At 68.0% G+C, this 11,995-nt stretch carries 9 protein-coding genes; 3 read left to right on the top strand and 6 right to left on the bottom strand.

Going from position 1 to position 11,995, the window contains the following annotated elements:
• Positions 1–135: 135 nt before the first annotated feature.
• Positions 136–1,551, bottom strand: coding sequence for an FAD-binding oxidoreductase (locus ABNQ39_RS09485; RefSeq protein ID WP_376957160.1), 1,416 nt, complete (start codon positions 1,549–1,551; stop codon positions 136–138).
• 68 nt (positions 1,552–1,619) lie between these two features.
• Entirely contained in the window at positions 1,620–2,564 is a 945-nt protein-coding gene (locus ABNQ39_RS09480) for a DMT family transporter (protein ID WP_376957157.1), read from the bottom strand.
• A gap of 298 nt (positions 2,565–2,862) precedes the next feature.
• Here ABNQ39_RS09480 and gcvA point away from each other — a divergent pair, with 298 nt between their 5' ends.
• Entirely contained in the window at positions 2,863–3,813 is a 951-nt protein-coding gene (gene gcvA / locus ABNQ39_RS09475) for a transcriptional regulator GcvA (protein ID WP_376957154.1), read from the top strand.
• Here gcvA and ABNQ39_RS09470 read toward each other — a convergent pair.
• Positions 3,773–4,768 (bottom strand): L-threonylcarbamoyladenylate synthase, encoded by a 996-nt coding sequence (locus ABNQ39_RS09470; RefSeq protein WP_376957151.1) that lies wholly within the window; start codon positions 4,766–4,768, stop codon positions 3,773–3,775. The genes gcvA and ABNQ39_RS09470 overlap by 41 nt on opposite strands.
• A 114-nt stretch (positions 4,769–4,882) precedes the next feature.
• Between ABNQ39_RS09470 and parA the strand changes: the two genes are divergently transcribed.
• Positions 4,883–5,527 (top strand): ParA family partition ATPase, encoded by a 645-nt coding sequence (gene parA / locus ABNQ39_RS09465; protein WP_376957148.1) that lies wholly within the window; start codon positions 4,883–4,885, stop codon positions 5,525–5,527.
• Positions 5,528–5,577: 50 nt separating this feature from the next.
• On the opposite strand, the gene bfr (ABNQ39_RS09460) is transcribed toward parA, so the two are convergent.
• Positions 5,578–6,057 (bottom strand): bacterioferritin, encoded by a 480-nt coding sequence (bfr, locus tag ABNQ39_RS09460; RefSeq protein ID WP_376957145.1) that lies wholly within the window; start codon positions 6,055–6,057, stop codon positions 5,578–5,580.
• 14 nt (positions 6,058–6,071) lie between these two features.
• Positions 6,072–6,554, bottom strand: coding sequence for a bacterioferritin (bfr, locus tag ABNQ39_RS09455; RefSeq protein WP_376957142.1), 483 nt, complete (start codon positions 6,552–6,554; stop codon positions 6,072–6,074).
• Positions 6,555–6,942: 388 nt separating this feature from the next.
• On the opposite strand from bfr (ABNQ39_RS09455), the gene tyrS reads away from it, so the two are divergent.
• Entirely contained in the window at positions 6,943–8,211 is a 1,269-nt protein-coding gene (gene tyrS / locus ABNQ39_RS09450; protein ID WP_376957139.1) for a tyrosine--tRNA ligase, read from the top strand.
• A gap of 51 nt (positions 8,212–8,262) precedes the next feature.
• On the opposite strand, the gene ABNQ39_RS09445 is transcribed toward tyrS, so the two are convergent.
• A complete protein-coding gene (locus tag ABNQ39_RS09445; RefSeq protein WP_376957136.1) occupies positions 8,263–11,994 on the bottom strand; it encodes a YhdP family protein in 3,732 nt (1,243 codons plus the stop codon).
• Position 11,995: the final 1 nt, after the last annotated feature.

Genomic DNA, 11,995 nt, shown 5'->3' with positions numbered 1-11,995 from the left:
CAGAAGAAACGGAGGCCGCACCATAGCCTTGTGTCGTGCCGGGGACAAGCATTGCGCTACGTCTGTCGTCGCAAGCCTGTCCCCCGCAATATTATGACACTGGAGGCCGATGAGGGGCGACCGGTGAGGGGGTGCTCAGGGCAGCATCTTGCCGGGGTTCAGCAGACCGTTGGGGTCGAGCGTCGCCTTGATGGCGCGCAGCATGTCGAACTCCACCGGACCCTTGATGGCCGGCATCTCGTCCTTCTTGAAGCGGCCGACGCCATGCTCGGCGGAGATCGAGCCGTCGAGCTTGAAGATCACCTCGTTCACCACGTGGCAGATCTCGTCCCAGCGGTCGAGATAGGCCTTGGTGTCGGCACCTTCGGGCTGGCTGAGGTTGAAGTGGATGTTGCCGTCGCCGACATGGCCGAAGGGGGTCGGGCGGATGCCGGGGCAGGCCCGCTCAACCGCCGCTTCCGCCAGTTCGATGAACGCGGCGACGCGGGAGACCGGGATCGACACGTCGTTCTTGATCGAGCCGCCCTCGAACTTCTGCGCCTCGACGATGGCCTCGCGGATGAACCACAGCTGCTTGGCCTGGGCGTCGGACTGGGCCAGCGTGGCGTCGGTCGCCAGCTCGGCCTCGAACGCTTCGCCCAGCGCGGTCTCCACCGTCTCCTGGAAGGCGTCGGACTTGGTGCCGGCGGTCAGTTCGGTCAGGACATACCAGGGCGACGACTCCGACAGCGGATCGATGGTGCCGGCGACATGCTTGAGGGCGAAGTCCAGGCAGCGGCGCGACATCAGCTCGAAAGCCGAGACGGCGTCGCCCGAGGCGGCGCGCAGGCGGGCCAGCAGTTCGATGGCGGCGGCCGGGCTGGGCACGGCGACGAAGGCGGTGATCGACTGGCGTGGGCGCGGGAACAGCTTCAGCACCGCGGCGGTGACGATGCCCAGCGTGCCCTCGGCGCCGATGAACAGGTTCTTCAGGTCGTAGCCGGTGTTGTTCTTGCGCAGGCGGCGCATGCCGTCCCAGACGCGGCCGTCGGCCAGCACCACCTCCAGCCCCAGCACGAGGTCGCGGGTGTTGCCGTAGCGCAGGACGTTGATGCCGCCGGCATTGGTGGAGATCAGGCCGCCGATCTGCGCGGTGCCCTCCGCCCCCAGGCTCAGCGGGAACAGGCGGTCGGCGTCGGCCGCGGCCTCCTGGATGCTGGTCAGCACCACGCCGGCCTCGACCGTCATGGTGTAATTCAGCGTGTCGATGTCGCGGATGCGGTTCAGGCGCGACAGGCTGAGAACGATCTCACGCCCTTCCTCATAGGGGATCGAGCCGCCGACGAGGCTGGTGTTGCCGCCCTGGGGCACGATGGGAATGCCGGCCTCGGCGCAGATCTTCACGACCGCCGCCACCTCGGCGGTGTTGGCCGGGCGGACCACCGCCGGGCTGTTGCCCTTGAAGCGCCCGCGCCACTCCGCAAGGTAGGGGGCCATGTCGGCAGCGTCGGTGAGGATGCCGGACGGGCCGACGATGGCGCGGATCTGGTCGAGGGCGGCGGCGACGGTCATGGCAAGGCGTCCGAAGCAGGTTAAGGGGCTTACAATCGTTCCCTTCTAACGTCTTCGCCGACCATTTTCTATCCCTTGGCGGCCGATGCGGATCTGTGTTGTCCCAGCCGTGCCAACAACCTTCCATCAATGGCAGCGAGACCGCAGGCGATCAGCGCCATCCCGACCCCATGCCTGACCGCCAGCCGTTCGCCGAGAAACAGGCTGCCCAGCAGGATGGCGCTGACCGGGATCAGGAACGTGACCAGCATCAGGTTGGTTGCGCCGGCCGATGCCAGGACGCGGAAGAAGATGACGTAGGCCAGAGCGGTGGACAGCAGGGCGATGCCGATCACGGCGCCCCAGGCTGCCGCACTGGGCATCGGCAGGGTCCAGGGACGATCGACCAGCAGGGCCACCGGCACCAGCATCAGGGTGGAGGCGGTGACCTGCCCTGTCGCGGTAACCAGGGGCGATACGCCCATGCTCTTGAACCGGCGACCGAAGATGCCGGCGAAGGAATAGGAGAGGGCGGCACCCAGCACCGCAAGCTGCGGCAACAGCCCGTTCCCCAGCCCGGCCAATGCCGTCGGACCGATCATGACCGCCACGCCGGCGAAGCCGACGAGCACACCGGTCAGCCGGTTGCCGGTCATCTTCTCATCTTTGGTCAGGACATGCGCAACCAGTACGCCGAACAGCGGGGTGGTGGCGTTGAGGACCGAAGCGACGCCGCTGGAGATCTGCGTCTGTCCCCAGACGATCAGGCAGAAGGGAAGCAGGTTGTTCAATACCCCCATGGCGAAGAAGGCGACCCATGTCCGGCGGTCCCGCTGCATCGGCAGTCCCAGGATCCGCAACAGCCCGCCGAGTGCCAGGGCTGCCAGCGCGACCCGCATTGCGACGATGGTGAGCGGCGGCAATTCCCGTACGGCGATGCCAACGAAGAAAAAGGAACCTCCCCACAGGATCGAAAGCGCGACCAGAAGGCCCCAGTCGGTCAGGTCCATCGGTTTGTGGCTCGGTGCGGTCATCGGGCAACCTCCGTTGATGGCTTATGAGTGTTCGTCTGTATCTGTGTCCGGGGCTGGACATGCCAGGTTCCGGCATCCTGCACGGCGGTGTCGGCCAGCCGCGATCCGTTTCTTGCGGTGGAATTGCCATCGCCGTCGAAACGGATGTTTCAGGCGCCCGTGCCATGATCGGGCTTGACCCACGCGCCCCGCCATTGGGCGGCCTTTTCTGCTCAATCGAGCTGAGCTAAAATTAACGTCCAGCCCCAATATTGTGCAAACGAGTGTTTTTCCGCATGCGGTTGAGATTTTCTAAACCATGATGCTTTCCTTGCCCCCGCTTGCGGGACTGCGCGCCTTCGAAGCGACCGCGCGTCACCTGAGTATGACTCTCGCCGCGCGGGAGCTGCACGTCACGCCCGGCGCGGTCAGCCTCCAGGTCAAGGAGCTGGAAACGGCGCTCGGCTTGCGGCTGTTCGAACGCAAGCCGCGCAGCCTCGCCTTGACCGCCGAGGGGGCGGCCTATCATGCGGCCATCCGGACCGCCTTCCGCCTGATCCGGGATGCGACCGCCGAACTCACGACAGGGCTTCGCAGGCCGGAGCTGACGCTGTCCTGCACCGCGGCCTTCGCCGTTCAATGGCTGGTTCCGCGTCTGCCGCGGTTCGAGGCAACTGCGCCCGGGATCGATGTACGGATCGGGGTCACCAACCGGCTTGTCGATTTCGTGCAGGATCGTGTCGACGTCGCCGTGCGTCACGGGTTGGGCGCCTACGAAGGCCTATGTGCCGAGCGGTTGATCGACGACGAGCTGGTTCCGGTGTGCAGCCCCGACTATCTGCGCGCTGCACCGCCGGTTCGGCATCCGGCCGATCTGGCAGCCGATCCGGCAGGGGTGCCAGCGGCTCACCGGCTTCTGCATGACGAGCACCGCGGGGACTGGGCGCTCTGGTTCCGAGCGGCCGGCGTGCCGGATGCGGGCGTGGATCGCGGGCCGGTTTTCGCCGATGGCAACGGGGTGATGGAGGCTGCCAAGGCCGGATTGGGTATAGCGCTGGTCCGGGACCGTTTTGCTGCGGACGATCTCGCAGCGGGGCGGCTTATCGTCCTGTTCGACCAGCGCCTGTCGAACGGCCTCGCCTATCACCTCGTCTATCCTGGCGGGGTGGAGGAAAAGCCGGCAGTGGCCGCCTTTCTCCGCTGGATCAGGGCGGAGGCCGGCAGCGCCCTTATCCCCGCGGTGCCGCCGCCCGGCGCAGGCGGTCGTTGATCGCCAGCCCCAACCCCACATCGGGGATCGGCATCACCGCGATGCGGCGGGCGCCGCTCTGGTCCAGGTTGCGCAGGTGGGAGAACAGGTTGGCCGCTGCCTCGTTGAGGTCGCCTTCCAGGCTCAGGTTCAGCCGCGTGGTGCCGCCGAAGACGAAGCGGTCGGGGCCGAAGGTCAGGAAGGCCTCGTCCTCCTCCGCCGACGACGCGTTCAGGCGCACCGAGGCGTTGGGGGCATAGTGGCTTTCCAACTGGCCGGGCGATTTCGGCGCGGTCGGATCGCCGGCCGACAGGCGGACCGGGCCGATCAGCCGCTCCATCTCGTCGGGCAGCACGGCGCCGGGGCGCAGAAGCGCCGCGTCGGGACCGGTCAGGTCGATGACGGTGGACTCCAGCCCGACCATGCATTTGCCGCCGGTGACGATGGCATCGACCCGGTCGCCCAGGCTTTCCAGCACATGATGCGGCGTGGTCGGGCTGACGGCGCCGGAGCGGTTGGCGCTGGGGGCGGCAATCGGCTTGCCGGCGGCGCGCAGGATCGCCTGGGCCACCGGGTGGTTGGGCACGCGGATGGCGATGCTGTCCAGCCCGGCGCTGACCAGCAGCGACAGGGCGGAGTTGGCCGGGCGCGGCACGACCATGGTCAGCGGGCCGGGCCAGAACTGCGTCGCCAGATCGTGGGCGCGGTCATCGAACAGGCCCCAGGAGTGGGCGGCGACCAGATCGGGGACATGGACGATCAGCGGATTGAACTGCGGCCGGCCCTTGGCGGCGAAGATCGCGGCGACGGCGCGGTCGTCGGTGGCGTCGGCGCCCAGCCCATAGACCGTTTCGGTCGGGAAGGCGACCAGACGGCCGGTGCGCAGCAGGTCGGCCGCGCGGGCGATGCCGGCGGGGGTGGCCGGGATCAGCGCCGGGCGCTTTTCACCGGTATCGGGTGCGGAATGGTCGGTCACGGCGTCTTTCTAGCCCGTGCAGCACCGGTGTCAATTCGCGCGGTTGCACCGGTGCCATGCCCAAGGTTATGAGGGGGATGCGCAATCAACCAACACAACATGATGGGTGCGGGCATGACGGGCAAGGTCTTCACCGTGGCGCAGCAGAAAGGCGGCGCCGGCAAGACCACGCTGGCGGCCCACCTCGCCATCGCCTGGGCGCAGCTCGGCCACAAGGTCGCCACCGTGGACATCGATCCGCAGGGCAGCCTGACCCGCTGGCATTCCGTGCGGTCGGAGGCCACCGGCGGCCAGCCCGGCTTCACCCATGTGCAGATCACCGGCTGGCGCACCCAGGCCGAGGTGGAGAAGCTGGCCCGGTCCCACGACATCGTGGTGATCGACAGCCCGCCCCATGCCCAGACCGAAGCGCGCATCGCCGTGCGCGCCGCCACGCTGGTGGTGGCGCCGGTGCAGCCGAGCCCGATGGATTTGTGGGCGGTGCATCCGACCATCGATCTGGCGGCGCAGGAGAAGCGCCGGCTGCTGCTGGTGCTGAACCGGGTGCCGCCGCGCGCCCGCATCGCCGACGAGCTGGTCGGCAAGGTGCATGAGCTGGTTGCGCCGCCTGCGGTGGAGCTGGCGACGGCGCAGGTCGGCAACCGCACCGCCTATGCCGGCACGCTGATGACCGGGCTCTCGGTGACGGAGGCCGCACGCAAGACCCAGGCGGCGGCCGAAATGCAGGCGCTGGCGGAAGAGATTTTGCAGCGGGCCTGAAGGGGCGGGTTTGAGGGGGCGCTCTTCGCAGAGTCTGCCCCCGCACAACCTCAGTCCTTGAACTCGCCCATCGCCGACTGGATGTAGTTGGGCAGACCGATGTCGTCGATCAGGCTCAGCTGGGTTTCCAGATAGTCGATGCGCTCTTCCGACTCTTCCAGCAGTTCGGACAGCTCGTCGCGCGACACGTAATCGGCCTTCTCCTCGCACACGGAGATGGCGTGGGCGATGCGGTCGCGGGCCTCGCGCTCGGCTCCGAAGTCGCTGGAGATAATCTCCGCCACATCCTCGCCGATATGGAGCTTGCCCAGGTCCTGGAGGTTGGGGATCGCCTCGATGAACAGGATGCGTTCGATGATCTCGTCCGCGCTCTTCATCACTTCGATGGAGGCGTGATACTCCCACTTGCCCAGTGCCTTGACGCCCCAGTTCTTCAACATGCGGGCGTGCAGGAAATACTGGTTGATCTGCGTCAGCTGGTCCTTCAGGACGATCTGAAGCTGGACGATGACGTCGCTGTTGCCCTTCATGATCCGTCCTCCGCTCAGGTGGGGAAGCCGCCCATGGCCGACTGCAGGTAATTCTGCAGGCCGAGCATGTCGATCAGGCCAAGCTGCTGTTCCAGCCAGTGGGCATGGTCTTCTTCGGTGTCGACCAGCAGTTCCAGCAGGATGCGGCGGGTGTCGTAATCCTTCACCTGCTCGCAATAGGCGATTGCCTCCTTGAGCGCGGCCACCACCTCATATTCGAGGGTCAGGTCGTTGCGCATCATCTCCGGCACGGTCTTGCCGATGTGGATCGGGTCGCGGCTGGCGACGTCGGCCGTACCCTCCAGGAACAGGATGCGGCGGATCAGCTTGTCGGCGTGCTCCAGCTCTTCGACCCGCTCGTGCGAGATGCGCTCGCTCAGCGCCTTGAGGCCCATGTCCTCCATGGTGCGGGCATGGGACAGATACTGGTCGGCCGCGCTCAGTTCACCGGTGAGCAGCTTGTTCAAACGGTCCAGGACCCCTTGATCGCCTTGCATGATGCGATACTCCGAAATAGACGATTTGTCGCACCTTGGCACAGCCGAAGGACTCGTACAATAAAAATATCCCTTTGAAACAAAGATGTAGTTGATAGTCACTATCAATTGGAATGAGGTGGCCTGCCCAAAATACAGTCAGGGCCGGACTCCTGTTTTGCGAATCAATGTCAATTGCGATTGGGGAGGATTTTCGTGAAATACCTGGCCTGCGCTCAGGGTTTTGACTTGCGGCGGCGCAGCGATGCTTGGGCGGGAGAACGGGCCGGCCCGCATGCCGGTTCCAACCATGGCAATCGGGGCCGCCGCATTGAGGCAGGGGCCGTTCCGTGCTAACAGACCGCGGGATTTCTCCGCCCTTCATTCCAACGACAGCCGGATTGCGGCCATGACGACGACCACCCCCTCGGCTCCCGTCTCGGAGTTCCTGCGCACCCTTCAGGAGCGCGGGTTCATCCACCAGTGCACCGACTTCGCCACGCTGGACGAGCGTGCGACGAAGGGGCCGATCGTCGCCTATATCGGCTTCGACTGCACCGCCGATTCCTTGCATGTCGGCAGCCTGCTGCCGATCATGATGCTGCGCTGGTTGCAGAAGACCGGCCACAAGCCGATCGTCCTGATGGGCGGCGGCACCACCAAGATCGGCGACCCGTCGGGCAAGGACGAGGCGCGCCAGCTGCTGACCGACGAGGTCATCGCCAACAACATGGCGGGCATCAAGCGCATCTTCGGCCGTTATCTGACGTTCGGGGACGGTCCGACCGACGCGGTGATGGCGAACAATGCCGACTGGCTGGACGAGCTGAAATACATCCCGCTGCTGCGCGACATCGGCCGGCATTTCACCATCAACCGGATGATGAGCTTCGAGTCGGTCAAGCTGCGGCTGGACCGCGAGCAGCCGCTGACCTTCCTGGAATTCAACTACATGATTCTCCAGGCCTACGATTTCGTGGAGCTGAAGCGCCGCCACGGCTGCACCTTGCAGATGGGCGGGTCGGACCAGTGGGGCAACATCGTCAACGGCGTCGAGCTCGGCCGCCGCACCGACGGCGCCGACCTGTTCGGCCTGACCACGCCGCTGCTGACCACCTCGTCGGGCGCCAAGATGGGCAAGACGGCGGCCGGTGCGGTCTGGCTGACCGCCGACAAGCTCAGCAGCTACGATTTCTGGCAGTATTGGCGCAACACCGAGGACGCCGACGTCGGCCGCTTCCTGCGCCTCTACACCGAACTGCCGCTGGACGAGGTCGCCCGGTTGGAGAGCCTCCAGGGTGCAGAGATCAACGAGGCCAAGAAGATCCTCGCCAATGAGGTGACCAAGCTCGCCCATGGCGAGGAAGCCGCGCTGGAGGCCGCCGAGACCGCGCGCCGCGCCTTCGAGGAAGGTGCCGCGGCCGAGGGGCTGCCCAGCATCGAGGTCGCCCGTGCCGATCTGGAGGCCGGCCTGCCGGTGGTGGATTTGCTGGTGGCGGCCGGTCTGGCCGCGTCGAAGGGCGAGGCGCGCCGCCTGATCAAGGGCGGCGGGGCCAAGCTGAACGACGGGCCGATTGCCGACGAGACGGTGAAGGCGACCGCGGCGGACCTGAACGCCGACGGCGTGGTGAAGCTCAGCGCCGGCAAGAAGCGCCACGCGCTGGTGAAGGTGGGCTGACGGCTTTGCAGGGGAGGGGCGCCAGCAGGCAATTGCCGGCGCTCCTTTCCGTCACCGCATGTGCGACTCCGGCGGTGGCTTGGTGTCCGGCGTCGGCGTGCCGTCGCCGCCCAGGAAGAACAGGTTGCGCAGGAAGCCCGGCGCCAGCACCGCCAGCGGGTTGACCGACACGTCCGGGTCGGACAGCGGTCCCTGGACATGCCAGGTGGCGGAGAAGATGCCCTGGCCCTCGCCGCCGCTCAGCACGTCGCCCAGCAGCGGGATCTGGCCGATCAGGCGGTTCAGGCCATAGACCGGGACGATGGTGCCCTGGAGGTTGGCGGTTTCCGTCTCCAGGTCGATCTGGCCCTCCAGCGTCAGGCCGAGCGCCGAGCCGGAGGTGCGCAGATCCTTCAGGGTCAGCAGGCGGCCCTCCTTGCGGAAATCCGCCGACATGCGGCCGAAAGCGACGCCCTTGCCGCCGCCCAGCAGTTCGGCGAAGCCGGATGGCGAGATGGCGTTCAGGATGCGCGCCAGGGCCGGCACGTCGATCAGGGTATAGTCGCGGATCTCCGCCTTGCCGACGATGGCGGCATCGGCCCGCGCTTCCGCCGACCGGCCGGTCAGGGTCAGCCGTCCGCCGCGCATGCGGTCATTCAGATCCATCGCCTGCAGGGCCGATCCCAGATCCTCGGCATTGATCGCGAGGTCGTAGACGCCTTGCGGACTCGGCCGCCATTTCAGCGAGACGCCGCCGCCTTCGCTGCGGCCGGTGAGGTCCAGCAGGGTCCAGGCGCTGGCATCCCGTTTCATGGAACCGGCGACCTGTCGCAGCCGCCGGCCGTCGCCGAACACCACCGAGTCGAACTTGATGGCAATGTCCAGCGGGGTCTTGCGGCCGTCATCGGCGGGTGACGGCGGCTTTTTCGGCGGGGGCGTAACCGCGCCCTCGCCGGACGGCGTCTTGCCGGTCAGGCCGCGGGCGTCCAGGCTGGTGCCGGTGATGGTTCCGGCATAGCCACCGGATGATGGGCCTCCAGCTGGCCCGCCGGGCTTCAGCGGCGGCAGTACGGTCAGGTCGGCGCGCAGGTCGGTCTGGCCCAGCTTGAAGCTGGGGGTCTGCACCCGCGCCACACGCTTGCCGCCGTCGGCCAATTCCAGGTTGGTGACGGACTTCAGCCCGCCGGCATCGATTGTCAGGTTGCTGATCCGGGTCGGGCGATCCTTGTCGAACTCCAGCGTCAGCTTGCCGGTGCCGGGCTTGCCGGGCGGCTTGGCCCAGCCGAGTTCCTCGATGGACAGCCGGGTCTTCTCCAGATTCAGGGCGCCGGTCAGCAGCAGCTTGTGCTTGCGGTCCACCGTGAACAGGATGTCAGCGCCGAACGAGCCCTGCACCCGGTCTTCCAGATCGATGCCGTGCGCGCGCAGATCGTCGGCGGTGGCGTCGCCCTTCACAGCGATGCGGGTGCGCGGGCCCTTGGCCGCGCTGTCGAAGGATTCGTTCCAGTCGATGCTGACCGGGATGCCGTCCAGCTTGGTGGCGCCCTTGATCTGCATCGCCTTGAGGTCGAGCGCCAGCGACAGCTCGCCGTCGGTGGCGTTCATCCCGGCCGCCACCTTCTCCACCGCCACCTTGCGCAGCTTGCCGGTCACGTCGAGGTCGAGCTGCTCCACCTTCAGGTCGGCCAGCAGCGGGAAGGCGAAATGCAGCTTCGCCTCGGCCGTGCCCTGGGTGCGCGCCGGGTCCATCTCCAGCTTGGTGGGATAGCCCAGCGGCGGCATGTCGATCAGGGTCAGGATCGAACGCACCGGTCCCTGCACCGGCAGGCGGATGTCCATCGTCTCCTTGCCGATGTCCAGTCCGCCGATCACCACCTTGCCGTCGCCGACCTCGATGTCGCCCGATTTCGCATCGGCGATCCGCCCGCCCTTGGTCAGGACGGTGAAGGTCTTGCCGTCGGTCGTCGCCTCCACGCTGGCGCCGGTGACCGGCGTCAGGTTGTGGAAATAGCGGACGCTGATGTCCTCGCCGGCGATGGTGGCAAGGAAACGCGTCTGCTCGGGCGGCTCTCCCGACGGCTTCCCTTGCCCGTCGAGCGGCACGGACAGCGCCGCCTCCGCCCGCGCCTGCGTCACCGTTCCGTGCGACAGGTTGCGGGTCACCCACTCGCGCGCGTTGGGGCCGGCGACGGTGGGCCAATAGCGGCGAAGCTCGTCCAGCGCCACGCCGTGGGCAGTCGCCTGCGTCTCCACCGCCATGCGGTTGCCCTCGCGCCGGGCGGTGGCGGTGGCCTCCACCCGCGGCTGCGGTCCGCCGACCTCGCCCAGCACGGCCTCGAACCCGTCCAGCTCGATGCGGTCGCGGTCTCCATGCAGGCGCAGCCGGGCCCTGTCCACCGGCACCGGCCCTTCGAACAGGTTGGGCCGCAGCAGCCGGCCGCGGTCGGCGACGATGTCGGCCTTGCCGGCGGTCGGCTGGAACGACGGATCGAAGGCCACCTCCACCGTGCCCGACAGCGGCAGGTCCGCTGCCTTCAGCGGCGCCAGCACCGGGGCGAGATCGGCGAACGCGGCGGGGACGAAGCCGGCCAGCCGCGCAGTCGCCTGGCCAGCCTTGTCCAATCCCTGCTGTCCCGACAGCTCCAGCCCGGCGGTGCGTCCACCGGCGGTCAGCGACAGGCGGGCCTGGAGGTCGCGGCCGCGGTCGGTTTCGGCCAACTGGCCCTGGGCGCTCAACGCCAGCGGTTCGCCGCCGTCCGGCGCGCCGGCCTTCAGCGACAAATCCTCGACCCGCAAGCGCCGGCCCGGAACGTCCAGCTTGCCGCGCAAGGCAAGGCTTTGCACCGCGACCGGCTCCGGCCGCAGCGCGGGCAAGGCGACGGTGCCGGCGCCTCCGCGCAGGTTCAGGTCGACCGTCAGGGGTTCGAAGCGGCGGTCGAGCCGCGCCGTGACGGTGCCGGACAGCGGCAGCTTCACCGCCGACAGCGGCGCCAGGGCTGGTCCGAACTCTGCCAATGCCGCCGGTTCCAGCCCGTCGATCGACACCGTCAGGTCGCTGGTGGTGTCGGCGATGTTGTAGCGGCCGGCGGCGGAGACGGTCACGGCGCGCTGGGGCGCCGTTCCGCCGGCATTGCCGAGATCCAGCGTCACGCGGGCACGGCCCTGGGCGCCTTCGGCATCGCGGGTCAGCACCATGTCGGCGCGGGTGGCGTGCCAGGCCAGATCGAGCATGCGGTTCTCGACCCGCAGGTCGGCTCCCGTCACCGACAGCCGGCGCAGCAGCCCCAGCGGCCGGTCGATGTCGGGCGGCTGGCGCAGGCTTTCCAGAGCCTCGTCGATCAAATCGGGGCTGCCGTCCTCGGCCTTGCGGGTGGACTGCGCATCCGACCGCACGTCGAAGGCGAGGCTGCCGTCGGCCCGGCGCAGCACGGACAGGCGCGGCCGGACCAGATCGAGGCGCGTCGGCGACAGGGTGCCGCGGAACAGCGCCGGGATGGAGAAGCCGATGCCCATCTCCGGCACCGCGGCCAGCTCCGTCCCGTCGGCATTCAGCGCCTGAACCCGGCGGGCGCGCAGGTCGAGACGGCGGCCGGCGGCCTCAAGCCCGTCCTCCTCCTCCAGCGACAGCACCAGCTCGCCGATGTCGACGTGGAACCGGCCGTCGCGGTCGCTCAGCGCCCGCTCGACATAGGGGATCAGCGGGTCGAGCGCGACCGGCCCCTGCGACAGCCGCCAGGCGAACAGCCCGCCGGCCGCCAGCGCCACGGCGCCGATCCCGGTCAGCGTCAGGCCGATGATTCTCACG

The sequence above is a fragment of the Azospirillum sp. A26 genome (genome assembly GCF_042604635.1).
Classification (GTDB): Bacteria; Pseudomonadota; Alphaproteobacteria; order Azospirillales; family Azospirillaceae; genus Azospirillum; species Azospirillum palustre.
This window is presented reverse-complemented; position numbering and strand designations above follow the sequence as displayed.